The sequence below is a fragment of the Micromonospora sp. CA-248212 genome (assembly GCF_050948405.1).
In the GTDB taxonomy this organism is placed as follows: Bacteria; Actinomycetota; Actinomycetes; order Mycobacteriales; family Micromonosporaceae; genus Micromonospora.
This window is the reverse complement of the sequence record NZ_CP192023.1, coordinates 2,463,816-2,487,954: the sequence shown is the minus strand read 5'-3', so window position 1 is coordinate 2,487,954 and position 24,139 is coordinate 2,463,816. Positions and strand designations below refer to the sequence as shown.

Annotated in this window: 24 protein-coding genes and 1 pseudogene; 11 read left to right on the top strand and 14 right to left on the bottom strand. The window is 72.6% G+C overall.

Annotated elements, in window-relative coordinates:
- From ACQP03_RS12030 to ACQP03_RS12020, 3 genes are all read right to left on the bottom strand, one after another.
- Nucleotides 1-966: a TIGR03885 family FMN-dependent LLM class oxidoreductase gene (locus ACQP03_RS12030; RefSeq protein WP_357119860.1), complete on the bottom strand. Its 966-nt coding sequence runs from the start codon at nucleotides 964-966 to the stop codon at nucleotides 1-3.
- 104 nt (nucleotides 967-1,070) lie between these two features.
- Nucleotides 1,071-2,486, bottom strand: coding sequence for an NADP-dependent succinic semialdehyde dehydrogenase (locus tag ACQP03_RS12025; protein WP_357119863.1), 1,416 nt, complete (start codon nucleotides 2,484-2,486; stop codon nucleotides 1,071-1,073).
- A 13-nt stretch (nucleotides 2,487-2,499) separates the two neighbouring features.
- Nucleotides 2,500-2,763, bottom strand: coding sequence for a DUF6343 family protein (locus ACQP03_RS12020; RefSeq protein WP_357119866.1), 264 nt, complete (start codon nucleotides 2,761-2,763; stop codon nucleotides 2,500-2,502).
- Between the two features lie 190 nt (nucleotides 2,764-2,953).
- Between ACQP03_RS12020 and ACQP03_RS12015 the strand changes: the two genes are divergently transcribed.
- Nucleotides 2,954-3,805, top strand: a complete 852-nt coding sequence (locus tag ACQP03_RS12015; RefSeq protein ID WP_396832188.1) for a GDSL-type esterase/lipase family protein — start codon at nucleotides 2,954-2,956, stop codon at nucleotides 3,803-3,805.
- Between the two features lie 23 nt (nucleotides 3,806-3,828).
- Here ACQP03_RS12015 and ACQP03_RS12010 read toward each other — a convergent pair whose 3' ends face one another.
- The 3 genes from ACQP03_RS12010 to ACQP03_RS12000 all read right to left on the bottom strand — a co-directional run bounded on the left by ACQP03_RS12010 (nucleotide 3,829) and on the right by ACQP03_RS12000 (nucleotide 5,732).
- Nucleotides 3,829-4,584 carry an EcsC family protein gene (locus tag ACQP03_RS12010; protein WP_357119872.1) on the bottom strand — a complete coding sequence of 252 codons (756 nt, stop codon included), beginning with the start codon at nucleotides 4,582-4,584 and terminating at the stop codon, nucleotides 3,829-3,831.
- A gap of 46 nt (nucleotides 4,585-4,630) precedes the next feature.
- Nucleotides 4,631-4,777, bottom strand: coding sequence for a hypothetical protein (locus ACQP03_RS12005; RefSeq protein WP_355237852.1), 147 nt, complete (start codon nucleotides 4,775-4,777; stop codon nucleotides 4,631-4,633).
- Between the two features lie 106 nt (nucleotides 4,778-4,883).
- The gene (locus ACQP03_RS12000) at nucleotides 4,884-5,732 is read right to left on the bottom strand and encodes a peptidase M23 (protein WP_357119875.1); all 849 of its coding nucleotides are present in this window, start codon (nucleotides 5,730-5,732) and stop codon (nucleotides 4,884-4,886) included.
- A gap of 401 nt (nucleotides 5,733-6,133) precedes the next feature.
- Between ACQP03_RS12000 and ACQP03_RS11995 the strand changes: the two genes are divergently transcribed.
- The 4 genes from ACQP03_RS11995 to ACQP03_RS11980 all read left to right on the top strand — a co-directional run bounded on the left by ACQP03_RS11995 (nucleotide 6,134) and on the right by ACQP03_RS11980 (nucleotide 9,236).
- Nucleotides 6,134-7,054 (top strand): proteasome assembly chaperone family protein, encoded by a 921-nt coding sequence (locus tag ACQP03_RS11995; RefSeq protein WP_355050254.1) that lies wholly within the window; start codon nucleotides 6,134-6,136, stop codon nucleotides 7,052-7,054.
- Nucleotides 7,055-7,126: 72 nt separating this feature from the next.
- Nucleotides 7,127-7,924: an exodeoxyribonuclease III gene (locus ACQP03_RS11990; protein WP_357119878.1), complete on the top strand. Its 798-nt coding sequence runs from the start codon at nucleotides 7,127-7,129 to the stop codon at nucleotides 7,922-7,924.
- Nucleotides 7,925-7,973: 49 nt separating this feature from the next.
- Nucleotides 7,974-8,291, top strand: coding sequence for an antibiotic biosynthesis monooxygenase family protein (locus tag ACQP03_RS11985; RefSeq protein ID WP_355050256.1), 318 nt, complete (start codon nucleotides 7,974-7,976; stop codon nucleotides 8,289-8,291).
- 69 nt (nucleotides 8,292-8,360) lie between these two features.
- Nucleotides 8,361-9,236, top strand: a complete 876-nt coding sequence (locus ACQP03_RS11980) for an alpha/beta fold hydrolase (protein WP_357119881.1) — start codon at nucleotides 8,361-8,363, stop codon at nucleotides 9,234-9,236.
- 202 nt (nucleotides 9,237-9,438) lie between these two features.
- Here the strand turns inward: ACQP03_RS11980 and ACQP03_RS11975 are convergent, their stop codons facing one another.
- A complete protein-coding gene (locus ACQP03_RS11975; protein ID WP_357120771.1) occupies nucleotides 9,439-10,104 on the bottom strand; it encodes a class F sortase in 666 nt (221 codons plus the stop codon).
- A gap of 241 nt (nucleotides 10,105-10,345) precedes the next feature.
- Nucleotides 10,346-11,092, bottom strand: coding sequence for a hypothetical protein (locus ACQP03_RS11970; protein ID WP_357120774.1), 747 nt, complete (start codon nucleotides 11,090-11,092; stop codon nucleotides 10,346-10,348).
- A gap of 130 nt (nucleotides 11,093-11,222) precedes the next feature.
- Here ACQP03_RS11970 and trmB point away from each other — a divergent pair, with 130 nt between their 5' ends.
- The 5 genes from trmB to ACQP03_RS11945 all read left to right on the top strand — a co-directional run bounded on the left by trmB (nucleotide 11,223) and on the right by ACQP03_RS11945 (nucleotide 16,499).
- Nucleotides 11,223-11,927, top strand: coding sequence for a tRNA (guanosine(46)-N7)-methyltransferase TrmB (gene trmB / locus ACQP03_RS11965; RefSeq protein ID WP_433460885.1), 705 nt, complete (start codon nucleotides 11,223-11,225; stop codon nucleotides 11,925-11,927).
- Nucleotides 11,928-12,045: 118 nt separating this feature from the next.
- On the top strand, nucleotides 12,046-14,559 hold the full coding sequence (locus ACQP03_RS11960) for a DEAD/DEAH box helicase (protein WP_357119885.1): 2,514 nt from the start codon (nucleotides 12,046-12,048) through the stop codon (nucleotides 14,557-14,559).
- Nucleotides 14,560-14,699: 140 nt separating this feature from the next.
- Nucleotides 14,700-15,344 carry a hypothetical protein gene (locus ACQP03_RS11955; protein WP_357393162.1) on the top strand — a complete coding sequence of 215 codons (645 nt, stop codon included), beginning with the start codon at nucleotides 14,700-14,702 and terminating at the stop codon, nucleotides 15,342-15,344.
- A 262-nt stretch (nucleotides 15,345-15,606) separates the two neighbouring features.
- Nucleotides 15,607-16,140 carry a hypothetical protein gene (locus tag ACQP03_RS11950; protein WP_357393164.1) on the top strand — a complete coding sequence of 178 codons (534 nt, stop codon included), beginning with the start codon at nucleotides 15,607-15,609 and terminating at the stop codon, nucleotides 16,138-16,140.
- 5 nt (nucleotides 16,141-16,145) lie between these two features.
- Nucleotides 16,146-16,499 (top strand): hypothetical protein, encoded by a 354-nt coding sequence (locus tag ACQP03_RS11945; RefSeq protein ID WP_357393166.1) that lies wholly within the window; start codon nucleotides 16,146-16,148, stop codon nucleotides 16,497-16,499.
- Nucleotides 16,500-16,691: 192 nt separating this feature from the next.
- Here the strand turns inward: ACQP03_RS11945 and ACQP03_RS11940 are convergent, their stop codons facing one another.
- The 5 genes and pseudogenes from ACQP03_RS11940 to ACQP03_RS11920 form a co-directional block, all read right to left on the bottom strand.
- On the bottom strand, nucleotides 16,692-17,639 hold the full coding sequence (locus tag ACQP03_RS11940) for an ABC transporter substrate-binding protein (protein ID WP_357173365.1): 948 nt from the start codon (nucleotides 17,637-17,639) through the stop codon (nucleotides 16,692-16,694).
- A gap of 344 nt (nucleotides 17,640-17,983) precedes the next feature.
- Nucleotides 17,984-18,772, bottom strand: a pseudogene (locus tag ACQP03_RS11935) (ABC transporter ATP-binding protein); the annotation flags it as partial.
- A 20-nt stretch (nucleotides 18,773-18,792) separates the two neighbouring features.
- Nucleotides 18,793-20,142, bottom strand: a complete 1,350-nt coding sequence (locus ACQP03_RS11930) for a FecCD family ABC transporter permease (RefSeq protein ID WP_357393168.1) — start codon at nucleotides 20,140-20,142, stop codon at nucleotides 18,793-18,795.
- The gene (locus ACQP03_RS11925) at nucleotides 20,139-21,185 is read right to left on the bottom strand and encodes a FecCD family ABC transporter permease (protein ID WP_355050266.1); all 1,047 of its coding nucleotides are present in this window, start codon (nucleotides 21,183-21,185) and stop codon (nucleotides 20,139-20,141) included. The genes ACQP03_RS11930 and ACQP03_RS11925 overlap by 4 nt, the downstream gene beginning before the upstream one ends.
- A gap of 60 nt (nucleotides 21,186-21,245) precedes the next feature.
- Nucleotides 21,246-23,189, bottom strand: coding sequence for a multicopper oxidase family protein (locus ACQP03_RS11920; RefSeq protein ID WP_433460884.1), 1,944 nt, complete (start codon nucleotides 23,187-23,189; stop codon nucleotides 21,246-21,248).
- 118 nt (nucleotides 23,190-23,307) lie between these two features.
- Between ACQP03_RS11920 and ACQP03_RS11915 the strand changes: the two genes are divergently transcribed.
- The gene (locus ACQP03_RS11915) at nucleotides 23,308-23,667 is read left to right on the top strand and encodes a YciI family protein (protein WP_357393172.1); all 360 of its coding nucleotides are present in this window, start codon (nucleotides 23,308-23,310) and stop codon (nucleotides 23,665-23,667) included.
- A 5-nt stretch (nucleotides 23,668-23,672) separates the two neighbouring features.
- Here the strand turns inward: ACQP03_RS11915 and ACQP03_RS11910 are convergent, their stop codons facing one another.
- On the bottom strand, nucleotides 23,673-24,041 hold the full coding sequence (locus tag ACQP03_RS11910) for a cytidine deaminase (RefSeq protein ID WP_355050269.1): 369 nt from the start codon (nucleotides 24,039-24,041) through the stop codon (nucleotides 23,673-23,675).
- Nucleotides 24,042-24,139: the final 98 nt, after the last annotated feature.

Genomic DNA, 24,139 nt, shown 5'->3' with positions numbered 1-24,139 from the left:
TCAGCCGGCCGGACGCAACTTCGGCAGCACCTCGGCGCCGAACGCGTCGATGAAACCGCGCTGCTCCTGCCCGACGTGGTGCAGAGCGATCTGGTCGAAGCCGAGCGCCACGTACTCCTCCAACCAGCCGACGTGCCGGCCCAGGTCCGCCGAGACGTTCACCACCTGGGCGACCCGCTGGGCGGGTACGTCGGCGGACACCTCGTCGAAGTGCTCCACGGTCTCCAGGTCCCAGCAGACCGGAGGGGCGAAGACGTTGCTGCGCCACTGGTCGTACGCGATCGCCTCGGCCTGTGCCTGCTCCCGCGCCCAGGAGACGTGCACCTGGAGGTGCAGCGGTCCCCGGCCACCGGCGTCCCGGTACGCGTCGATCATCGCCCGCAGGTGCTCAACGGGCGCGTTCACGGTGATCAGGCCGTCGGCCCACTCGGCGCACCAGCGGGCGGTGGCGACGCTGACGGCGGCGCCGACCAGCGCGGGCGGCTCCTCGGGACGGGTCCACAGCCGGGCCCGGTCGACCCGGACGAGGCCGTCGTGGCTGACCTCCTCACCGGCCAGCAGTGCCCGGATCACGTCCACGCACTCGCGCAGCCGGGCGGAACGGACGTCCTTGCGGGGCCACACGTCACCGGTGATGTGCTCGTTGCTGGCCTCGCCGGTGCCGAGGGCCGCCCAGAACCGGCCCGGGTACATCGCGCCGAGGGTGCCGATCGCCTGCGCGATGATCGCCGGGTGGTACCGCTGGCCGGGGGCGTTGACGACGCCGAACGGCATGCCGGTGGCCTGCAGGGCCGCGCCCAACCAGGACCAGGCGAAGCCGGACTCACCCTGCCGCTCGCTCCACGGCGAGAAGTGGTCGGAGCACATGGCGGCGTCGAAGCCGGCCCGCTCGGCGTGCATCACCGCTTCCAGCAGGGCGCGGGGGTTGATCTGCTCGTGGGAGGCGTGGAACCCGAACGTCGTCATGGGCGCATCTCCTACCCACGACAACGCCCGCTGATGCTTGAAAGGAAGGGCCCCTTATTAACGCTCCGCGTCTAATAAGGGGCCCTTCCTTTCAAGCGGAGGTGTTACTCGGCGTGCGCGCCGGCGCCGGCCGACGCCGCCCCCTCGCCCACCCAGACCGTCTTGGTGTTGCAGAACTCCCGCATGCCCAGCTCGGACAGCTCCCGTCCGTAGCCGGAGTTCTTCACGCCGCCGAAGGGCAGCTCCGGGTACGAGGTGGTCATGCCGTTGACGAAGACGTTGCCGGCGTCCAGGTCGGTGGCGAAGCGCTCCTGCTCGGCCGCGTCCCTGGTCCAGGCGTTCGACCCGAGCCCGAAGCTCGTGCCGTTGGCCACCTCGATGGCCTCGTCGTAGGACGACACCCGGTACAGGCCGGCGACCGGCCCGAACACCTCCTCGGACCACATCCGCATCTGCGGCGTCAGGTCGGTGACGACGGTCGGCGGATAGAACCATCCGTCGCCGGTGGGCAGCTCACCGCCGCAGAGCACCGTCGCGCCGTTCTCCGCCGCGTCGCGCACCTGGGCGTGCACCTCGTCGCGGCCGTGTTCGCTGGCCAGCGGACCGACGTCGGTGTCGCCGTCCATCGGGTCGCCGACGCGCAGCGCGGCCATGTTCGCGGCGAACTTCTCGGCGAACGCGTCGAAGACGTCGGTGTGCACGATGAAACGCTTGGCGGCGATGCAGGACTGGCCGTTGTTCTGACAGCGGGCGGTGGTGGCGACCTCGGCGGCACGGTCCAGGTCCGCCGAGGGCATCACCACGAACGGGTCGCTGCCGCCCAGCTCCAGCACCGTCTTCTTGAGTTCCCGCCCGGCGATCTGCGCGATCGACCGCCCGGCCGCCTCACTGCCGGTGAGCGTCGCGGCGCGTACCCGGGGGTCGGCGAGGATGCGCTCGACGGCGTCCGAGCCGACCAGCAGGGTGGTGAACGCGCCCTCCGGGAAGCCGGCGCGGCGGAACACGTCCTCCAGCAGCAGCGCGGTCTGCGGCACGTTCGAGGCGTGCTTGAGCAGGCCGGTGTTGCCGGCCATCAACGCCGGGGCGGCGAAGCGCATCACCTGCCAGAGCGGGAAGTTCCACGGCATCACGGCGAGCACCACGCCGATCGGCTGGTAGCGGATGAACGCCCTGGTCGCCTTCACGGCGGCGGCGTCGGCCGGCTCGTCGGCGAGGAACGCCGGGGCCCTGTCGGCGTAGAAGCGGGCGGCCGTGGCGCACTTGGTCACCTCGGCCTGCGCGGCGGCGTACGTCTTGCCCATCTCCGTGGTCATGATCCGGGCGATCTCGTCCCGCTCGGCGTCGAGGAGGTCGGCGGCGGCGTTCATCCACCGGGCGCGCTCCTCGACGCCTGTGCCGCGCAGCTGCCGGTACGCGAGATCGGTGCGCTCGATGGCGGCGTCGAGCTGTTCGGTGGACATCGCCTCGTAGGTCTTGAGCACCTGACCGGTGGCGGGGTTGGTGGTGGCGATGTGCGGCATTTCGCTTCTCCTGTCACTCGAACAGCGAGTGTCGTACGCCCGGCTCCTCGCGGCGGCGGGCGGCGCGGCGGCGTTGGATCACGACCAGATCGACCACGGCGACCACCGCGAGGATCGCGCAGAGCACGCCGAGCCAGGCGATCCCGACCCAGAACGCCAGCACCGCGAAGATCACCATGATCACCAGTCCGAAGCTGGCGAGGGTGAGCCGCAGGTTGAGGGCGCTGTACGCGTGCCCGACCGTGCCACGGGCGCGCCGGGGCTGCGATCTCGTCATACCCCACGATCTACCCGCGATCGGGGGTGTTAACCGGTGGCCGACGACTCCACGCGCGGCGGCACTTATAGCATCCCGACGGCAGGTCCGAGGCCTCTTCGCCGCATACCCGACAGCAACTTCCCGCCCAACCGGGTCCAGCGCATAGAGTTACCGCGCTGTCGCTCTGTGCTGCGAGACAGGGGATGTCATGCCTCGACGCTGGATCGCCGCCCTGGCCTGCCTCGCCGCACTGGTGGCGCTGGCCTGTGAGGGTGGCACATCGGCGGCGCCGCGCCCCACCAAGAGCGCGCCGTCGTCCGGCGGCCCCGGCGGCATCGCCGCGCTCGGCGACTCGATCAGCACCGGCTTCGCCTCCTGCCTGGTCCTCACCTCCTGCGAACGCAACTCGTGGTCCACCGGGGACGGTCTGCGGGTACACAGTCACTACCGGCGACTGCTCGACCAGGACTCCGCGATCCGTGGCCGGGCGTACAACCACGCACGGCCCGGCGCCCGCGCCGACGCCCTGGAAGGCCAGGCCCAGGCAGCGGTACGCGACCGCGCCGACTACGTCACCGTGCTGATCGGCGCCAACGACATCTGCCGGGGCGGGGTGGACGCGATGACCCCGGTGACCACGTTCCGTACCGACGTCGACCGGGGCCTGCGGGCGTTGCGCACCGGTCGACCGAAGGCCCGGGTGCTGGTGGTGAGCATCCCCGACCTGTACCGACTCTGGGAGGTCGGGCACACCGACGGTCGGGCGACGCGTGCGTGGAAGCGGGGCATCTGTCCGGCGCTGCTGGCCAACGCGACGTCGAACGCGGCCGCCGACAAGGCCCGCCGGGCCGCCGTCCGGGAACGGATCGACGCGTACAACGTGCAGTTGGTGGCGGCCTGCCGGGCGTACGGCTCGCGCTGCCGGCACGACGGCGGCGCGGCGCACCGGGTGCGCTTCACCCTGGACCTGCTCAACTCGCTGGACTGGTTCCACCCCAACGCCAGCGGTCAGGACCGCCTGGCCGAGGTGACCTGGCGCGCCTCCGGACTGGCCGACTGAGTCCGCCCGCGCGAGCGGACCGATCAGGGGTGGCGGGGCTCCGGAACGGCGGTGCCGCGGCGACCGTAGAGCGCCCGCGAGCGCTCGGCCAGGTCCTTCGTGGCGGACGAGTTGGCCCAGGTGCCGAGCACGATTGCCGCCCCGGGGACGATCTTCGCGATGACGCGTTTGGCCGCCCGCACACCGGCCATCTGGGCGAGCCGGACGCCGAGCTGCAACATGACCCGGCCCAGCGGACGCTGACCGCCCAGGCCGAAGAGCGCGTCGGCGCGTTCCCGGCCGGCGGCCACCCCGAGCGCCAGGCGGGCGCTCTCGGCGACCTTGTGCACCCGCTGGAGCACGAGCAGATCGGTGGCCCGGTCGCTGTGCAGCGGGTCGACCTCGTACGCGGCGGCGACGTGCAGGACCATCCGCGCCTGGGTCCAGGCCAGCACGCCGACGTCGAGGACCGCGCCGGGCAGCCCGGCCGCGCCGGAGACCGCCCCGGACAGGCGGGCCAGGTTGACGAACTTGCGGACCGCCTGGTCGGCCAGGACGTCGGACGAGACACCGGGGTGGTCGTTGCGGGCCCGGGCGGCCCACTGCGCGGCCTCCGGCCCGAGTCGGCGTACCGCCTCCAGCGCGAGGTGCTCCGGGGCGTACTGCGGATCGTCACGCATCCGGTCCCACAGCCGCGCAGGCGGGCCTTCGGGCGTGGCCGGCGGCGCGACCGGCAGGTCGGCCGACGGCTCGGGGGTGGGCGCGGCGGGTTGACCGCCGGTGGGCGGGGTGTCGGTCACCGGGTCTCCCCAGGGGTGGGTACGGGCAGGACGGCCGGTGGCGCGGTCAGCGACGGCGGTTGGACAGGCGGGTGGCCAACCCCTTGAGCTTCTGCTGGTTCTCCGGCTTGGCCAGCTCGCGCCGGCCCCGGTCCACCAGTTGCTGACCCTTGGGCGATCTCAGGAAAGTGCTGATCCGCTGCATCAGAGACATAACGTCCTCCTGTCGGTGATCCCTCAGTCATGTGTACCCCGAACCCGCAACGGATGTACCCGGGACGCGACAGGCTCAACCCTCACCGTCCATAGTGGTCGGTAGGCTACCGCCCCGTCGGCACGATGGCGTCGACGACCCGGGTGGCCCGCCATTCGTGCTGCTGGTAGTACTCCGGGTACGCGGAGACCTGCACCGCCTGCGCGGCATCGGTGAGGCGCATCTGCTGCCAGCCGGGCACCTGTTCGAGTGCCGTGAGGAACTGCCGGGTCGCGAACTCCGGGTCCATCAACCGACCGACCGGACCCCAGCCGCTGCTGGAGCGCTGCTGGAACAACCCGACCGAGTCGTGGTCCCAGCCGACGCCCTGGTGCGGGTAGTCCTGCGACTCCGGCAGGACGCCGCTGGCGACGTTGTAGAGGTTGCTCTCCTGCATGGCGGTCGCCACCGCGATGACCAGGCCACGGCGCGGGATGCCCATCTTGCGGCCGGCGCGGACGATCGCCTCGGCGTTCTCCATCTGGTCCTCGTCCAGACCGGCGACCGGCGCCGGGCGGGTCGGCTTCGCCGGGGCGACCTTGCGGGCGCGGGGGGTGGCGTCCGGGTCGGCCGGGGTGGTGGACGTCGACGGGGTGGCGGACGGGGCCGCCGATCGGTCGAGCCCGCGGGATGCGGTCTGCTGCTCGGCGCGCTCCGCCAGCTCGACGCCGGCGGTCTTCTCGCGCGACTGCGCGCCGGCGTCCTGGTCCCGGACCTGCACGGCGGTGGCCAGACCGAGGCAGCAGACCACGCCGGTGGCGAGCGCCACCTGGGCGCGGCGTCGGCCGCTCAGGTCGCGGGCGTACGCCCGAAGCCGACTCGCGGCGGTTGTCCGTTCGGCTGAGGTGCCTTCCGCTGTTTCGGCAGTGGGGCTACTCGGGGCGTACGGGTCGTCGAGGGTGCCGTCGTCACGCATCAGCCGAGGCTAGGCAGACCGAAGCCCCGATCACGCACGGTGATCACGTGGTCATCGCCACACAAACAGGCGCCACCGGTGGACGAGCGATGCCGCTCGACCCGCCCGAGGAACGAACCTCGCGTACCGGAGGAAAGCGGCGGGGCGTACAGGCCGGCACGGACCGCGACAGAGATGGACATCGGTCCGCGCGACCCGACATGATCGACAAACTCGGCCTTTGGGCCGAACCGCCCATCGGCCGATCGGCGGAATCGGGTGGTTCGTCCGATCGTGCCCACCGGGCGGGCGACGGATCGCCCGACGCAGGAATGCGCCAGGATGGCGGGTACGTTGCCCGAACCGAGTGCTGTCCGTCGCGACGGCACCCGAACAGGCACATTCCAGGGAGGTCCGCACCGGTGCTCGACCCACACGAGCTCTACCAGCTCACCGACGATCTGCCCGACCTCGGGCAGCCGGTCCTGATTCAGGCCCTCACCGGGTTCGTGGACGCCGGCAACGCCAGCCGGCTGGCCCGCGAGCAACTGCTCACCTCGCTCGAGGGTCGGCCGATCGCCACCTTCGACGTGGACCAGCTCTTCGACTACCGCTCCCGGCGACCGGTGATGACCTTCAACGAGGACCACTGGGAGAGCTTCGACGCGCCGGAGCTGGAGCTGCACCTGCTGCACGACGACGACGAGACGCCCTTCCTGCTGCTCACCGGCCCCGAGCCGGACCTGCAGTGGGAGCGGTTCACCGCCGCCGTCGCGGGGCTCGCCGCCCGGCTCGACGTACGGCTCACCGTCGGGCTCAACTCGATCCCGATGGCGGTCCCGCACACCCGGCCGACCGGGGTGACGGCCCACGCCACCCGTCCCGAGCTGATCAGCGGGTACGAGCCGTGGCTGCAACGGGTTCAGGTGCCCGGCAGCGTCGGCCATCTGCTGGAGTTCCGCCTCGGCGAGCAGGGCCGCGACGCGCTCGGCTTCGCCGCCCACGTGCCGCACTACGTGGCGCAGACCGAGTACCCGGCCGCCGCCGAGGTGCTGCTGAGCGCCGTGTCCCGCAGCACCGGGCTGCTGCTGCCCGGCGACGGCCTGCGCTCGGCCGCCGAGGTGGTCCGGGTGGAGATCGACCGGCAGGTCGCCCAGACCGAGGACGCCGCCGCGCTGGTCCAGGCCCTGGAGGAGCAGTACGACGCGTTCGCCCGAGGACGCGGCGAGCGGAGCCTTCTCGCCCCGGACGCCGGCCCGCTACCCACCGCCGACGAACTCGGCGCGGAGCTGGAACGGTTCCTGGCCGAACAGACCCGCCCCGGCGACACTCCCGGGAGCTGATCCGGCGGCGTGCCGGCGACCCGGCACCTGTGTGAGGCGGCGTCGGGGCGGCGGATACGGCAGGGTGGACGTATGCGCCTGGCGACCTGGAACGTGAACTCGGTGAAGGCCCGGCTCCCCCGGCTGCTGGAATGGCTGGCTGACACCGGTCCCGACGTCGTCTGCCTGCAGGAGACGAAGTGCCCCGACGGCGCGTTCCCGGTGGCCGAGGTGGGCGAGCTGGGCTACACGGTGGCCAGCCACAGTGACGGCCGCTGGAACGGGGTCGCGATCCTGTCCCGGGTCGGCCTCGACGACGTCCGCGTCGGCTTCGCGGGCGAGCCGGGCTTTCCCGAGCCGGAGGCTCGGGCCATCTCCGCCACCTGCGACGGGGTGCGGGTCTGGTCGGTGTACGTCCCCAACGGGCGCGCGCCCGACGACCCGCACTACGCGTACAAGCTCGCCTGGTTCGCGGCGCTGCGCGACGCGCTGGAGGCGGAGCTGGCCGGCGGCCGGCCGCTGGCCGTCTGCGGTGACTTCAACGTCGCCCCGACCGACGCCGACGTCTGGGACCCGGCGGTGTTCACCCACTCCACGCACGTCACCCCGGCCGAACGGGCCGCCCTCGCCGCGCTGCGCGACCTGGGCCTCAACGACGTGGTGCCGACGCCCATGAAGGGGCCGCACCCCTTCACGTACTGGGACTACCGCGCGGGGATGTTCCACCAGAACAAGGGCATGAGAATCGACCTGGTGTACGCCTCCGCGCCGTTCAGCCGCGCGGTCCGCTCGGCGTACGTCGACCGGGAGGCCCGCAAGGGCAAGGGCCCCTCCGACCACGCGCCGATCGTGGTCGACGCGGACCTCGTTCCGGCGGTCGAGGGGCTCTGACCTCCGGCGCTCCCGCCGCACGGCCGCCGGGGCTGGCTAGGGTGGGCAGATGGCAGTCGTGAAGATCAACGCAATCGAGGTTCCCCCGAACGCCGGCCCCGAGCTGGAGAAGCGGTTCGCGGCACGGGCCGGCGCGGTGGAGGGCTCCCCCGGCTTCCTCGGCTTCGAACTGCTGCGCCCGGTGGCCGGCGAGACCCGCTACTTCGTCTATACGCGGTGGGAGAGCGAGGAGGCGTACCAGGCCTGGGCTTCGGGGTCCGCCCGCGCCGCCCACGCCACCGCCCCCGGGGAGACGCCCCGCCCGCCGGTCTCCAGCGGCGCGACCCTGCTGGAGTTCGAGGTGGCGTTGCGGGTCCCCCAGCCCTGACCACCTGCCGGCCTGCCGGGCTCGACGTAACCCCGCCCCGACGGCGATCTGCGCTGATAGCGTCCGGCCATGTTCGACGGCTTCGAAGAGTTCGACATCGCCACGTCCGGCGCGACGATCCACGGACGGCGTGGCGGTGACGGGCCGCCCGTTCTGCTGCTGCACGGCATACCCGAGACGCACCTCATGTGGCACCGGGTCGCGCCCCGGCTCGCCGAGCACTTCACCGTCGTCGCCACCGACCTGCGGGGCTGGGGAGACAGCGGCACACCGCCGAGCAGCGCCGACCACGAGCCGTACAGCATGCGCGCTATCGCCCGCGACCAGATCGAGGTGATGCGGAGCCTCGGGTACGACCGGTTCCACCTGGTCGGCCACGATCGCGGGGCGCGGTGCGCGTACCGACTCGCGCTCGACGCGCCGGACGTCGTCACCCGGTTGGCCGTCCTGGACGTCGTGCCGATCGGCGACGTGTACGACCGCGCCGACAAGGCGTTCAGCCTGTCCTACTGGGTCTGGTCCTTCCTGGCCGCGCCGGAGCCGGTGCCCGAGCGGTTCATCGCCGCCGCGCCCGAGGTGCTCGTCGACTACATGCTGGAGAACTGGCCGGAGGTGAAGGACTCCTTCCCACCCGAGGTACGGGCGGCCTACGTCGAGCAGTTCACGCACCCCGAGACCGTGCACGCGATCTGCGAGGAGTTCCGCGCGGCGGCCAGCCTGGACTACGACCAGGACCGGGCAGACCGTGGGAGCCGGAAGATCGCCTGCCCGCTGTTGTTCCTCTGGAGCCAACACGGCCAGGTCGCCAAGCTCTACGACGACCCGATGGCGATCTGGCGGCAGTGGGCCGACGACGTACGAGGCGGCCCCGTACCGGCCGGGCACTTCATCCCCGAGGAAGCGCCCGACGAGACGGCCCACCGACTTCTGGACTTCCTGCGCTGACGCCCGGCCGGGCTACCAGCTCGCCCGGGTCGGGCCGGGGCGGTGACCAGCGCCCGCCCGCACGATCCGCGCCAGGCGGGTTCCCCTGACGCCCTGACCGCCGGGCTTGATCGACTCGACTTCGGCGAAATCGGGGTGTCAGCGCCACCTGGACACCCCGACATCACCGACGTCGTGTGGATCAAGCCGAGCCCGGCCGGGCTCAGGGCTTGCGGGACGACTGGAGGGTGGCGAACGCGATCACGTTGTCGGCGTAGCCGGCGCGACCGCCGATGAACTGGCCGCCGCAGGTAATGAGCCGGAGTCCGGCGGGGCCCTCGTGCCCGTAGATGCGCTCGGCGGGCAGTTGGTCCTTCGGGAAGCGCTCGACCGTGTCGACCTTGAACACCACCGTCGACCGGTCCGCGCGGGCCACCTCGATCAGGTCACCGGGCTTCAGCTTGCCCAGGTCGTAGAAGACCGACGGGCCGCTCTTGGTGTCCACGTGCCCGACGATGACGGCGGGACCGGGCTCACCGGGTGTCGGCCCCCGGTCGTACCAGCCGGTCTCGTTGTGCTTCTCCAGCGGCGGTACGGCGATCGTGCCGTCCGACGCCTGCCCGACCGGAGCCACCGGCGCCTCCACCTTGATCGCCGGGACGGTGAGGCGCACCGGGCGGCTCGCCGACAACCCGACCGTCTCGCTGCGCGGCGGGCGTTCGCCGCCGGCCGGGGTCAGGTCGAGCGGGCCGACCGAACGACCCAGTCCCGCGCCGGTGGCGAAGACGCCCACCAGCACCAGCATCACGGCCAGCGGCACCGACCAGGGGCTACGCCCCGTCGGACGGCTGCGCCGGGGAGCGACGACGGTCGGCGGACGGGCGGCCACCGCCGGCCGCTCGCCGGAGACATGCGACGCGCGGGACACCGGCGAGGGCTTCGCGCCATCGGACGGGCGCGAACTGCCGGCCTGCTGGGCAGCAGCGGATTGCCGGGCATCGCCGGACGGGCGTGCGACAGCGGGTGGGCGGGCATCGCCGGGCAGCCACGAGCCGGCGGACGGGCGCGAACCCGTGGGCGGACGGGATCCGGCCGGCGGCGGTGTGGGGCGGAAGATTTCCATGGCGGGCTCAGCGGCGCGCGACGCTACGGGGCCGGCGCAGGGCCACCACGGCGAGGACCAGGCCGGCGACCGTGAAGGCGGCACCGCCGGGCAGCAGCAGCTTGCCGGTAACTCCCCCGGCACTGCCACCGAAGCCGGTCGCCGGGCCTCGACTGGGGTGGGGGGAGGGCACCGTCTTCACCACCTGCAACATGGTCGACGCCGTCTCGCCGTCGCGGCACTCCAGCTTGACCCGGTAGTTGCCGGGGCGGGTGCGCTCGCGCACCATCGGCGCGGCGGTGAGCACGCCGCCCTGCGGTTGCACGCCGACGGCGCCGAACGCGTCCGAGACGACGGTGGCGCCGATCGAGTTGTCCCGGCAACTGGCCCGAATGCCGACCAGGTAGCCGGGCTGCACCGTGCTGGGGCTCACCTCGACGAAGACGTCCACCACGGGAGCGGGCTGTGGCGCGCCACCCGGCACGCCTCCGGGCTGCGGCGCGGGCGCGGCAGCCGGCAGGACGTCGAGCGGCGCGGACGCGGCAACCGGCAGGACGTCGAGCGGCCGGGCGGGTGCGGCGACGGCCGACAGAGGATCGAGCGGCCAGTCGGAGGCGGTCGACAGGGCGTCGGACGGCCCGCCGGGCGCAGTGGCGAGGGCCGGCGGCGTGGCCAGCGTCGCCGGGGCGGCGAGCGCGGGAGCGGTGCTGAGCAGGGGGATGGCGAGCATGGCCGCCACCGACAGGAGCACGCCGCCGCGGGTCACTGTCACGATGCCCCCTCTCGACGCCGTCGAACCGCGCCGGGCAGCGGACCGCCCGGCCTGCCGTACCAATCGGATCCTCTCATTCCCGGTCGCACATCACATCCGATCCGCAGACGAAGTCGCGTACGCTCGGGTCGCTGTGACCATCACCGACGACCCTGACCCCGCCACCGTCCCGCCCACGGGCCGGATGATCCGCACCTTCCACCCCCGCCGGGGACGGATGAGCGGCCGGCAGACCGACGCGTTGGACCGGCTCTGGTCCTCGTACGGTCTGGACGTGTCGGGCGAGCCCGTCGACCTGGCCGCCCTCTTCGGCCGCCGGGCCCCGGTGGTGCTGGAGATCGGCTCGGGCATGGGCGACAGTACGGCCGCGATGGCCGCCGCCGACCCGGACCGAGATTATCTGGCGGTCGAGGTGCACACGCCGGGAATCGCCAACCTGCTCGACCTGGTGGACCGCGCTGACCTGGGGAATGTCCGGGTTGCTCGCGGTGACGCACTGGAGTTGGTCGGCGGCCTGCCGGAGGGCGCGCTGGACGCCGTACACGTGTTCTTTCCGGATCCGTGGCCGAAGGCCCGGCACCACAAGCGGCGGATCATCCAGCCGTCGCACGTGGCCCTGCTGCGGTCCCGGTTGGCCCCCGGCGGCGTGCTGCACTGCGCGACGGACTGGGCCGAGTACGCCGAGGCGATGCGGGAGACCCTGGACGCGGACCCGGAGCTGGTCGACGCGTACGGCGGCTACGCGCCCCGTCCGGCGCACCGCCCGGTGACGAAGTTCGAGCGGCGGGCGATCACGGCGGGCCGTCCGGTCGCTGATCTCATCTACCGCCGACGGTAAGGAAGGGCCCCCTGTTAACGCCTGGCGTTGTAAAAGGGGCCCTTCCTAACGCCTTGAGCGGGTCGCGCGACAACCTGGTTGGCGCCGGAGGGCATGATCCAGGCACCATGGACACGCTATGACGCTCACCGCCGCGCTGCCGAGAAGCGCCGACCCCGACACCCTCTTCGACGCGTTCGCCGGTTGGGCGAAGGAGCGCGGCCTCGACCTCTACCCCCATCAGGAGGAGGCGGTCATCGAGATCGTCTCCGGCGCCAACCTGATCATGAACACGCCCACCGGCTCGGGTAAGAGCCTGGTGGCCGTCGCCGCGCACTTCGCGGCCCTGGCCGACAGCCGGACGACGTTCTACACCGCGCCGATCAAGGCGCTGGTGTCGGAGAAGTTCTTCGCGCTCTGCGAGGTCTTCGGCGCCGAGAACGTCGGCATGCTCACCGGCGACGCCAGCGTCAACGCCGACGCCCCGATCATCTGCTGCACGGCGGAGATCCTGGCCAACCTGGCGCTGCGCGAGGGCGCCAAGGCCGACGTCGGCCAGGTGATCATGGACGAGTTCCACTTCTACGCCGAACCCGACCGTGGTTGGGCGTGGCAGGTGCCGATCATCGAACTACCGCAGGCCCAGTTCATCCTGATGTCCGCCACCCTGGGGGACACCACCCGCTTCGTGGACGACCTGACCCGGCGTACCGGACGGCCGACCGCCGTCGTGCGCTCGGCCGAGCGGCCGGTCCCGCTGATCTTCTCGTACGCGATGACGCCGCTGCACGAGACGCTTGAGGAGCTGCTGGAGACCAAACAGGCTCCGGTGTACGTCGTGCACTTCACCCAGGCCGCCGCGCTGGAACGCGCCCAGGCGCTGATGAGCGTCAACGTCTGCACCCGCGCCGAGAAGGACATGATCGCCCAGGCGATCGGCGGCTTCCGGTTCACCTCCGGCTTCGGCAAGACGCTGTCCCGGCTGGTCCGGCACGGCATCGGCGTACACCACGCCGGCATGCTGCCCAAGTACCGCCGCCTGGTCGAGACCCTGGCCCAGGCCGGTCTGCTCAAGGTCATCTGTGGCACCGACACGCTCGGCGTCGGCATCAACGTGCCGATCCGCACGGTGCTGTTCACCGGCCTGAGCAAGTACGACGGGGTCCGTACCCGCCTGCTCAAGAACCGGGAGTTCCACCAGATCGCCGGGCGGGCCGGCCGGGCCGGGTACGACACCATCGGCCGGGTCGTCGTGCAGGCCCCCGAGCACGTCATCGACAACGAGAAGGCCCTCGCCAAGGCCGGCGACGACCCGAAGAAACGCCGTAAGGTCGTCCGCAAGAAGCCGCCGGAGGGCTCGATCGGCTGGGGGCAGCCCACCTTCGACCGCCTCGTCGAGGCCGAGCCGGAGCCGCTGACGTCCAGCTTCCAGGTCAGCCACTCGATGCTGCTGAACGTCATCGGCCGCCCCGGGGACGCGTTCGCGGCGATGCGGCACCTGCTCACCGACAACCACGAGGAGCCCGCCGCCCAGCGCCGGCACATCCGCCGGGCCATCGCCATCTACCGGGCGCTGCGGGCCGGTGGGGTCGTCGAGGAGCTGCCCGAGCCGGACGAAACCGGTCGCCGGATCCGGCTCACCGTCGACCTCCAGCTCGACTTCGCGCTCAACCAGCCGCTCTCCCCCCTCGCCCTGGCCACCATCGAGCTGCTCGACGCCGAGTCCCCGTCGTACGCCCTCGACGTGTTGAGCGTGATCGAGTCGATCCTCGACGACCCCCGCCAGATCCTGTCCGCGCAGCAGTTCAAGGCGCGCGGCGAGGCGGTCGCCGCGATGAAGGCCGAGGGCATCGAGTACGAGGCCCGCCTCGAACTACTGGACGAGGTGACCCACCCGAAGCCGCTCGCCGAGCTGCTGGAGGCCGCGTACGAGATGTACCGGCAGGGCCACCCGTGGGTCGCCGACCACCAGCTCTCCCCCAAGGCCGTCGTCCGCGACATGTACGAGCGGGCCATGACCTTCACCGAGTACGTGCAGTTCTACGGGCTGACCCGCTCGGAGGGCCTGGTCCTGCGCTACCTGGCCGACGCGTACAAGACGCTGCGCCAGACCGTCCCCGAGGACGCCAAGACCGAGGAGCTGATCGACCTCATCGAGTGGCTGGGCGAGCTGGTCCGCCAGGTCGACTCCAGCCTCATCGACGAGTGGGAGCGGCTGCGCAACCCGTCCGACGTGGCCGAGGTGGCCCAGGCGCACGCCGCCCTGACCGACCGACCACCGGCGGTGACCCGCAACGCGCGGGCGTTCCGGGTGCTGGTGCGCAACGCGCTGTTCCGGCGGGTGGAGCTGGCCGCGCTGCGCCGCTGGGACCTGCTCGCCGAGCTGGACTCCGGCGACGGCTGGGACTACGACGCGTGGGCCGACGCGCTGACGCCGTACTTCGAGGCGTACGACTCGATCGGGGTGGGTCCGGACGCCCGCGGCCCGGCGCTGCTCATGATCGAGCAGGGCCGGGAGAAGTGGACCGTCCGGCAGATCTTCGACGACCCGGACGGCGACCACGACTGGGGCATCAGCGCCGAGGTCGACCTCGCCGCCTCGGACGAGGTCGGCGCGGCGGTCGTCCGGATCACGGACGTCGGTCAGCTTTAGCGGTCGCCGCGAGGGGGTCGTCCGGATTGCCGGACGGCCCCCTTTGTCGCGTCTTCCGCCGCCCCGTTTTCACTGGGCGATGTCAGGGGTGTCGATTAGAATGTATGTACTAATAGCGCTTCTGAACTGGGAGGACGCCCGTGACCGCGCCCACCTCCATGCCCCTGACGCCCTACACCACCCTGCTCGGCTTCACCCGCTACGTCGACCGCACCGGCCCCACCAAGGCGACCTTCGTGGGCGGTCTGCGCAAGCAGCGCGCCAGCCGTTCCGGCTTCAACCCGCACGGCCAGTTCGTCAAGGCGCTCAAGGCCGACATCGCCTTCCACACCGGCGGCACCCACCTGGCCGGTGTGGTCGACGTCGTCAAGCCGCGCTGGCGCCCGCTCTACCAGGCGCTGGTGCCCGGCGCGACGGCCTGGCTGCACTCCCTCGGCGACCCGGCCACCCTCGACCTGGCCCAGACCCGCGACGCCCTGGCCATGCTCGGCGACCTACCCGTCAAGATCAACCCCCACTTCGGCGTACGTTACCCCGACGGTCACGCCGACGCGGTCCGACTGCACTTCGACGAGGCGCCGCCGAGCGAGGAATCGATGCTCGCCACCCTGCACCTGATGGCCCGCCACATGGACGCGGTCCTCCCGCACGCCGAGCCGGTCCTGGTCGACGTCCGGCGCGGTCAGACCCACCGCATGCCCACCGACGCCAAGCCCGAACAGATCGAACGCTGGCTGGCCGGCGAAGCCGCCGCCTTCCGCGCCATCTGGTCCACCGCCGCCTAACCACACCCCTCCACCCGCACCACCCGCCCACACCCCTCCACCCGCACCACCCGCCCGCGCCCGCCCACGCACCCACGCCCGCCCACGCCCGCCCACGCTCGCCCGCTCAGCCAAGATCCGCGCAACATCAGGGATGCTGCTGCCTCCCGTGATCGGGAGGCAGCAAGAGCACTGAAGTTGCGCGGATCTTGGCGTAATTACCCCCGGCGGAAGTTATCCACAGGGGCTGCCGGCAGCCACGCCTGGCCGTCAGGGTGTCGTCATGCCTGCTTCTCCACGACGCCCGGCGAGACTGCAGGGGCGCGTCTTTCGCGGTTCCCGCGCCGTCGCCGACGGTCTGCTCACCCCTGCGGAACTACGCAGCGCGGCCTGGCGCCCGCTCTTCCGGGACGTGTATGCCGACGCCCAACTCGACGTCACTCACCGCACCCGTTGCGCCGCGGCTGCCCAACTCGTGCTGCCGCCGGGTGTGGTGATCGCCGGACGCAGCGCGGCAGCGCTCTACGGCGCGACGACGGTCGCCCACCATGAGCCCGTCGATGTGCTCGTGCCCGCCGGCCAGCGGTTCGGACCGGTGTCGGGACTCGCCGTCCATGCCGGCGCGATCGACGAATTCGACGTCATCCGACGTCAGGGCATCCCGGTGACCACGCCGACGCGCACCTGCTGGGATCTGGCCCAGTGGCTGCCGACCGAGGAGGCAGTTGCCATCGTGGATCGGCTCGCCCACAAGCATCTGGTAGCGCTCGCGCCGCTGCGGGCGAATGCCCGAGCGCGGGTCGGCGACCGAGGGTGAAGCGCATGACGCGGGTGGCCGATCTGGCCGACGCGGGCTCGGAGTCGACACCGGAGTCCCGACTTCGCGTGCGAATCGTGCTCGCCCGGATACCGCCGCCGGTCACCCAGTTCGTGGTCGAGCACGATGGGAGGTTCGTGGCCCGTCTCGATCTGGCATGGCCGCATCTCAAGGTCGCCGTCGAGTACGACGGGTTGTGGCATGACGATCCCGAGCAACTCCACCTCGACCGCCGTCGCCTCAATCGGCTGCTCGGTGAGGATTGGATCGTGCTGCACGTCACCGCAAAACGACTTCGGGAGGACTTCGACGGCTTCCTCGACGAACTCCGTCAAGCCCTGCGCTCCCGCTCCCGCTGACCCGACCCGAGACGCACCCGCACCGGAACCGGAACCAGAACCAGCACCGCCACCGGCACCGGCACCGGCACCGGCACCGGCACCGGCACCGGCACCAAGATCCGCACAACTTCAGGGATGCTGCTGCTTCATTGGCTCGCGAGGCAGCAGTTTCCCCGAACTTGCGCGGATCTTGGGTGCGGCCCGGGTGGGTCAGGTGGCGGGGAGGTACTTGGCCAGGTCGTCGAGGATCTTGTTGGCGGCGCCGACGCCGATGCCGGTCATCCAGATCTCGTCGGAGACCGGGTACGCCTTGCCGGCCTTGACCGCGCCGAGGCCCTTCCAGAGGGTCCCGCCGGCCACCTTGCTCTGCTCGGCGGCGGCCTTGTCGCCGTACGCGGTCACGAAGATGACGTCGCCGTCGACCTCGTTGATCCGCTCGGGGCTGACCAGGTCGAAGCGCTTGTCCTCCTTGTTGGCGAGCAACTGCCGCTCGGGGCGGCCCAGGCCGGTGTCACCGATGACGATGCCGGAGAAGGAGTCCGGGCCGTACACCCGGATGTTGCCCGGGATGAACCGCACGATGGACACCTTGCGGGCGGCGGCGTCGCCGAGGGTCGCGCCGAAGTCCTTGGCCCGCTTCTCGTACGCGCCGAGCAGGTCCTTGGCCTGCTGTTCGCGGCCGAGCGCCTTGCCGTCGAGGAGGAAGTTCTCCTTCCAGGTGATGCCCACCTTGTCGGTGAACACGGTCGGCGCGATGGCGGCCAGCTCGTCGTAGAACTTCTCCTGGCGGAACTTGCTACCGAGGATCAGGTCCGGCTTGAGGGCGTTGATCGCCTCCAGGTCAGGCTCGGTGAGCACCCCGACCTCCTTGATGCCGGCGAGCTTGTCCGCGCCGAAGTACGTGGGCCAACTCTTGGCCTCGCCGGCGGTGGCCGCGCCGACGGGCGTGATGCCCAACGAGAGCGCCGTGTCGATCTTGTCGGTGTCGAGCACGACGACGCGCTTGGGTTCGGCCGGGACCTTGGTGGTGCCCATGGCGTGGGTGATCTCCCGGGTCTCCCCGGTAGCGGAGCCGGCGACCGGGTCGCTCTCACCGCAGGCGGTGAGGCCGACCCCGAGGGCGACGGCCGCGGCGAGAGCGGCGACGAGACGACGCATCAGTGTCCTTTCGAGGGGTACGTGCCGGCGAGCGGGGTGGCCGCGTCGCCATCGGCGGATCGGGCGTCCGGTACGGACGCCGTCGACGAATCAGCGCCGCCAGGGCCAGCGGCCGGCGCAGCGAACCCGGCAGCAGCGGCCGGCGCAGCAGGCCCAGCAGCAGCGGCCGGCGCAGCGTCAGCGGCTGGCGCAGTGTCAGCGGCCGGCGCAGCGTCAGCGGCCGGCGCAGCGTCAGCGGCCGGCGCAGCGGACCCGACAGCGGCAGGGGCCTCCGGGCCGCCCACGCCAGCAGACTCGGCGGCCGCAACAGAGCCGGCAGAGTTGCCCACGCCAGTAGAGCCGGTGGGAAGGGCCGGGCCGCCGGTGCGCGCGGGAACCACCAGGGGTGCGCCGGTCACCGGGCAGGGCACGACGACGCAGGCCAGCCCGAAGACGTCCCGGACCAGTTCGGCGGTGAGGATCTCCCGGGGTGGGCCGGCGGCCACCACCGCGCCGGCGCGCATCGCGACCAGGTGGTCGGCGTAGCGGGCGGCCTGGTTGAGGTCGTGCAGGACGGCGACCACGGTGCGGCCACGCTCGGCGCGGAGCCGGTGCAGCAGGTCCAGCACCTCCACCTGGTGGGCCAGGTCGAGGAAGGTCGTCGGCTCGTCCAGCAGCAGCGCCTCGGTGTCCTGGGCGAGCGTCATGGCGATCCACACCCGTTGCCGCTGGCCACCGGAGAGGCTGTCCACCGGCCGGTCGGCGAGGTCGGCCACGTCGGCCAGGGCCATCGCCTCGTCGACCGCCGCGGCGTCGGACGACGACCACTGCCGCCACCACCGCTGGTACGGCTGCCGGCCGCGTCCGACCAGGTCGGCCACGGTGACGCCCTCGGGCACCAGCGGGCTCTGCGGCAGGACGCCGAGCCGGCGGGCCACGTCGCGGGTGGGCAGGTCACGGATGGCGGTGCCGTCCAGCAGGACGGTGCCCTGTCGCGGGGCGAGCAGTCGGGCCATCGTGCGCAGCAGGGTGGACTTGCCGCACGCGTTGGGGCCGACGATCACCGTGAACGCGTCGGTGGGCAGGTCCAGGGTCAGCCCGTCGAGCACGGTCCGCTCGTCGTAGCCGACGACCAGGTCGCGGGTGGAGAGCATCACACGACTCCTCACAGGCGTCACGACGACCGTGGCCGTCCACGAAGCAACAGGAAGATCAGGTACGGGCCGCCGATCGCGGCGGTCAGCACGCCCGCCGGCAGTTGGGTGGGCGCGAACAGTCGACGGCCGGCCAGGTCGGCGAGGACGAGCAGGAGCGCGCCGAGCAGCGCGGCGCAGACGAGCGGGGGCCGTTCGGCGCGGACCAGCCGGCGGGCCAACTGCGGTGCGACGAGCGCCACGAAGTCGACGGCGCCGACCTGGGCGGTGACCATCGCGGCGACGAGCACGCCGGTGCCGGCGAGCCCGATCCGGCGGGCCACCGGGCGTAGCCCGACGCCGCGCGCGGTGTCGTCGTCGAGGGCGGTGCTGTTCAGGGCCCAGCCGGCCCACGCCAGCACCGGCAGCAGCACCGCGAGTGTGCCGGCGATCCAGGCCGCCTCGGTCCAGCCCTTGCCGGCGAGGGTGCCGATCAGCCAGATCTGCGCCCGCAGGCCGTCGATCGGGTCGGCGGTGAGCATGACCACCTCGGTCAGCGCCCGGAAGGCGAACGCGACCGCCACCCCGGCGAGGACGAACCGTTGCGCGGCCAGCCCGTGCCGGGCACCGAGGGCGAACAGCAGCACCGCCGCCAGCAGACCGCCGACCAGCGCGCTGGGCGCCACCAGCACCGCCGCCGCGCCGCTGGTCAACGCCACGGTCGCGGCGAGGCCGGCGCCCTGGGTGATGCCGATGACGTCCGGGCTGGCGAGCGGGTTGCGCGCCACGCTCTGGATCAGCGTGCCGGCCACGCCGAAGGCCGCGCCGGCCACCGCCGCCAGCACGACCCGGGGCAGGCGAAGATCAAGAACCACGAGGTCGTACGGGGTGCCCGCGCCGGAGAGCGCCCGGAGCACGTCGGCCGGGGCGACGTACGGGGTGCCCAGCGAGAGGCTGAGCACGACGGCCAGCAGGAGCAGCACGGTCAGCACGGCGGCGACCAGCGTCGCGCGGCGACGGATCAGCAGGCTGACCGGACCGACCCGCAGCAACGACCGGCCGGGCAGCCGGGACGTGCCGCCGGGCGCATCGGGCAGCCCGGCCGCGGCTGCGAGCCCAGCCGCGCCGGACGCATCGGCGACGCGGGCCGCACCAGCCGCGCCGGACGCATCGGCGACGCGGGCCGCACCAGCCGCGCCAGACGCATCGGCGACGCGAGCCGCGCCAGCCGCGCCAGACGCATCGGCGACGCGGGCCGGACCAGCGGCCGGGGCAGCAGCGCGGGCCGGACCAGCAGCGCCGGACGCGGCGCGGGTCGGACCAGCGACCGGGTCAGCGGCAGGGTCCGGGCCGGCGGTGCCGGACGCTTCGGCGGGACGACCGGCGGTCACGCGGTCACCACCCGGGCGCGGCGGACCAGCACGGCCAGCAGCGGCGCGCCGATCAGGGCGGTGACGATGCCGGCGGGTATCTCGCCGGGCGGGGCGACGAGTCGGCCGACGACGTCGGCCCCGAGCAGCAGCGCGGGCCCGAGCAGGGCGGAGACGGCGAGGGTCCAGCGGTGGTCCGCGCCGACCAGGGCACGGGCGAGGTGCGGCACGGCCAGCCCGACGAAGGCGACCGGGCCGGCGGCGGCCACCGCGGCGCCGGTGAGCAGCACGGCGGCGATTCCACCGCCGAGGCGGACCAGGCCGATGCGGTGGCCCAGGCCACGGGCCACGTCGTCGCCGAGAGCGAGGGCGTCCAGGCCCCGGGCCACCAGCGCGGCGAGCAGCAGCCCGACGAGGACGAACGGCAGCACCTGGGCGGTGACGCCGAGGTCCCGCCCGGCCAGTCCGCCCACCACCCAGAACCGGTACTCCTCGAAGGTGCGGGCGTCGATGCTGAGCAGCGCGTACACCCCGGAGGCGAGACTGGCGTCGAGCGCCGCGCCGACCAGCGCGAGGGTGACCGGGCTCGCGCCCTCGCGGGCCCGGCTGGCGATGGCGAAGACCAGCAGGCCGGCGGCGAGCGCGCCGGCGATGCCGAACCAGACGTACCCGGCGAGCGTGCCGATGCCGAAGACGGAGATGGCGAGGACCACGCCGAACGACGCGCCGGCGCTGATGCCGAGGATGCGCGGCTCGGCGAGCGGGTTGCGGGTGAGCGCCTGGAACAGCACGCCGGCCACGGCGAGCGCCAGCCCGACGGCGAGCCCGAGCGCGGTACGCGGCATACGTAGTTCCCGGACGATGGTGCTCGCGTCGCTGCCGTCCGGCGCGACGAGGGCGTGCCAGACCGCGCCGACTCCGAGTTGCCGGCTGCCCAGCGCGAAGCTGGCCAGTACGGCGAGCAGCAACACCAGCGCGGCGCCGACGGTGACGGCGACCCGCCGACCGGTGCGGGCACCGGAGGAGTTGCGGGCCGGCGTCGGCCGGGCGGCGAGGGTGGTCACGAAACTCCTGCACGTTCGAGCTTAGGTTCGCCTAACCTTAGCCGACCTGCGGAAAGTGACCTAACTGGCGTCGGTCGATGCCGCCGACTCAGCCTGCGGCATCTGCACCGAGCCGCCGTCCCCGGCCGCCGCCGCGCCGCGCGGCAGCACGTTGAGGGGCCGCATCATCTCGTTGTCCTCGTGCTCGAGCAGGTGGCAGTGCCAGGAGAAGCGGCCCGGCAGGTCGAAGCGGGCCTTGATCCGCGTCACCTCCCACGGGTACGCGAGCACGGTGTCCATCCATCCCCGCTCCCCCGGCTCCGGCTCCGCCCGGCCCGACCGTCCACGGCCCAGCAGCTCGAACTGGGCCTGGTGCAGGTGGACGGGGTGGACGTTGCGGGTGAAGTTGCGCACCTCCCACACCTCGGTCGCGCCGACGAGGGGCTGTTCGGTCGCGGGATCGCTCCAGCGCATCGGCCGACCCCGGCCGCGCTCGTCGAGGGTGCCGAGCAGCATCACCATCGACCGGCCGGACATCCGCTCGTTGAGCGACAGCCGCCGGACCCGCTCCGCCGCACCGAGCCGGGGGTGGGCGGGCAGTTGCAGGTGCTCCGGCGGCACGCTGGAGTCCGCGCCGGTGGCCTCGGTGACCACGAACCGCATCACCTGCCCGGTGGTCCGCGGGTCGGACGGCGCGAAGTCCACCCCGGGCCGGCCGCCCCGGTACGCCCACTCGGGCCCCTCGTTGACGAGGAAGAGCTCGGTGCCGGCGGGCACGCCGGTGAAGTCGACGATCACGTCGGCCCGTTGGGCGGGGCCGAGAATGACGCGGTCGTGCGCCACCGGCTCGGGCAGGAAGCCGCTGTCGCTGCCGATCTGCCAGACCGGCAGCACCGGACGGGCCGGCCGTGCGGTGGCGTGGGCGGCGACGCTGAGCATCAGGAAGCGGCTGTTGCAGCCGTTGAGCAACCGGAACCGGTAGCGCCGACGCTGCACGGTAAGGCTGGGCCAGGTCCGGCCGTTGACCACGATGGTGGTGCCGGAGAACGCCGACGTCCACGCCGGACCCTCGTGGTGACCCCCGGGGTAGACCAGCTCGCCGTCGGCGCTGAAACTGCGGTCCTGGATGAGCAGCGGGATGTCGTGGTAGTCGGTGTCCGGCGGATCGTCGTGACCCGGCGTCGGGCCGGGCAGCACCCCGTCGGGCAGGTCGTCGCCGCCCAGCAGGTAGAAACCGGCCGGCCCGGCGTAGACGTTCTCCCTGGTGAGGCCCAGCGTGTGGTCGTGGTACCAGAGGGTGCAGGGCCGCTGGTCGTTGGCGTACTCGAAGGTGGCCGAACCCGCCGCCCAGCGCAGGCCGGACCCCTCGGCGAAGCGGGACCGGAACTCGCCGTACGCGCTGCCCGTGACGGCGAAGTCGGCCGGCAGGTCGCGGGCCACCGGCAGGTACCACGCCTCGGCGTGCCCGTCGCTCTCCTGCGTGCTGTGCCCGCCGTGCAGGTGGACCACCTGGGGCACCGGCCCCCGGTAGCCACGGCGGCTGCCGTCCGAGCGGCCGTGCCCGTCCCGGCCGTTCCGGCCACCGGCCGGGTTGGCCCAGTGCAGGGTCTCATCGACGGGCAGCAGGTGGGGCAGGTAGTCGCCCCGGTGGTCGACGAGTTCGTTGACCCAGGTCACCCGTACCGGGCGGTTCACCCGCGCGACGATGCTGTGCGCCGGGTAGCCGAAGCTGTCGGGGTGGGCGGTGGAGCCGTAACCCCACACGGTCGTACGCGGCCAGGACAGCGGCAGGATCTGCTGGCGGAACTGCCGCACCCCGACGACGTAGGTGTCCCGCTCGGGGTCGTTCGCCACCCGGGGCATGGCCAGGGGGATGCGCAGCGGCGCGACGTACTTCGGGATGTCGGCGGCGCGCAGCACCGTCGCCGCGGCGAGCGTGCGGCCCGCGGCCGTCGAGCCGGCCGGGACCAGAACCGCGGCGCCCCCGGCGGCACCGGCCACGAGCACCTGTCGTCTGCTGACCATGCCGCACCTCCACTCGTATCGGACCTCGATAAGAGAATGAGTTTCGCGGACGGGGCAAGTGGGGCGGATGGCGGATAACACCCGTAAGAGGGACAGCGAGCACCATAGGGTGTGGGGCATGCGATTCGACCAGCACACGGTCGTCCTGCTGATCCGACCGTCGGATCCGCCGGAGCTGCCACCGGAGGCGATCGACCGGCTACGCGACGCCCATCTGGCCCACCAGGCAGGGCTCGTGGAGCAGGGACTGGTGCTCGCGGCCGGCCCGCTCCTGCACGCCGACGACGACCGGATGCGGGGCTTCGTCGTCTTCTCCATCGCCCCGGACGAGGTACGCGGGCTCTACGCCGACGACCCGGCCGTCCGTGCCGGCCTGCTCGTCGCGCGGGTGGCGAGCTGGATGGTGCCCGAGGGCAACGTGCGGTACGAGGGCGTGCCGATCCCCGCGTCGATGCTGGAGGCGGCGGCGGGCGACTGACGCGGTCAGCCCGGCAGGTCCGCGATCGGCAGCACCCGCAGGTCGTCCGGCTCGCCCACGATGACCCGCAGCGCTGGGAAGTACGCGCTGAGCACCGGCCGGCACCTGTCGCAGGGCCCGACGACCGTACGACCCCGGTCGGCGACCGAGACGATGGTCTCCAGCTCGGTCACGCCCTGCGTGGCGGCGGTGCCGATGACGACCAACTCCGCGCAGGTGTCCCCGCTGTCGTGGTGCAGGTTCACCCCGGAGAACACCCGCCCGTCGGCGGTACGGGCGGCCGACGCGCCGGTGTGGTGGCGGCTGCGGCACCGAAGTTTGGCGACCGCCGTGGCGGCCTGCACCAGCGCTCGATCGGTGTCCCGCAGCTCCATCCCGGCCCCCCGGCGCTCGACGTCGGCCGCAACTGTAGACCGCCGTCCCCGCGCCGAAGCACCCACGCGCGGTAACCCAGGGGCGGTCCGCCGCCGGG

Bases quoted from the DNA above. Each gene is read 5' to 3' on its own strand.
- ACQP03_RS12030 (WP_357119860.1), bottom strand. From the start codon at position 966: ATGACGACGTTCGGGTTCCACGCCTCCCACGAGCAGATCAACCCCCGC.
- ACQP03_RS12025 (WP_357119863.1), bottom strand. From the start codon at position 2,486: ATGCCGCACATCGCCACCACCAACCCCGCCACCGGTCAGGTGCTCAAG.
- ACQP03_RS12020 (WP_357119866.1), bottom strand. From the start codon at position 2,763: ATGACGAGATCGCAGCCCCGGCGCGCCCGTGGCACGGTCGGGCACGCG.
- ACQP03_RS12015 (WP_396832188.1), top strand. From the start codon at position 2,954: ATGCCTCGACGCTGGATCGCCGCCCTGGCCTGCCTCGCCGCACTGGTG.
- ACQP03_RS12005 (WP_355237852.1), bottom strand. From the start codon at position 4,777: ATGTCTCTGATGCAGCGGATCAGCACTTTCCTGAGATCGCCCAAGGGT.
- ACQP03_RS12000 (WP_357119875.1), bottom strand. From the start codon at position 5,732: ATGCGTGACGACGGCACCCTCGACGACCCGTACGCCCCGAGTAGCCCC.
- ACQP03_RS11990 (WP_357119878.1), top strand. From the start codon at position 7,127: ATGCGCCTGGCGACCTGGAACGTGAACTCGGTGAAGGCCCGGCTCCCC.
- ACQP03_RS11985 (WP_355050256.1), top strand. From the start codon at position 7,974: ATGGCAGTCGTGAAGATCAACGCAATCGAGGTTCCCCCGAACGCCGGC.
- ACQP03_RS11980 (WP_357119881.1), top strand. From the start codon at position 8,361: ATGTTCGACGGCTTCGAAGAGTTCGACATCGCCACGTCCGGCGCGACG.
- ACQP03_RS11960 (WP_357119885.1), top strand. From the start codon at position 12,046: ATGACGCTCACCGCCGCGCTGCCGAGAAGCGCCGACCCCGACACCCTC.
- ACQP03_RS11950 (WP_357393164.1), top strand. From the start codon at position 15,607: ATGCCTGCTTCTCCACGACGCCCGGCGAGACTGCAGGGGCGCGTCTTT.
- ACQP03_RS11945 (WP_357393166.1), top strand. From the start codon at position 16,146: ATGACGCGGGTGGCCGATCTGGCCGACGCGGGCTCGGAGTCGACACCG.
- ACQP03_RS11940 (WP_357173365.1), bottom strand. From the start codon at position 17,639: ATGCGTCGTCTCGTCGCCGCTCTCGCCGCGGCCGTCGCCCTCGGGGTC.
- ACQP03_RS11920 (WP_433460884.1), bottom strand. From the start codon at position 23,189: ATGGTCAGCAGACGACAGGTGCTCGTGGCCGGTGCCGCCGGGGGCGCC.
- ACQP03_RS11915 (WP_357393172.1), top strand. From the start codon at position 23,308: ATGCGATTCGACCAGCACACGGTCGTCCTGCTGATCCGACCGTCGGAT.
- ACQP03_RS11910 (WP_355050269.1), bottom strand. From the start codon at position 24,041: ATGGAGCTGCGGGACACCGATCGAGCGCTGGTGCAGGCCGCCACGGCG.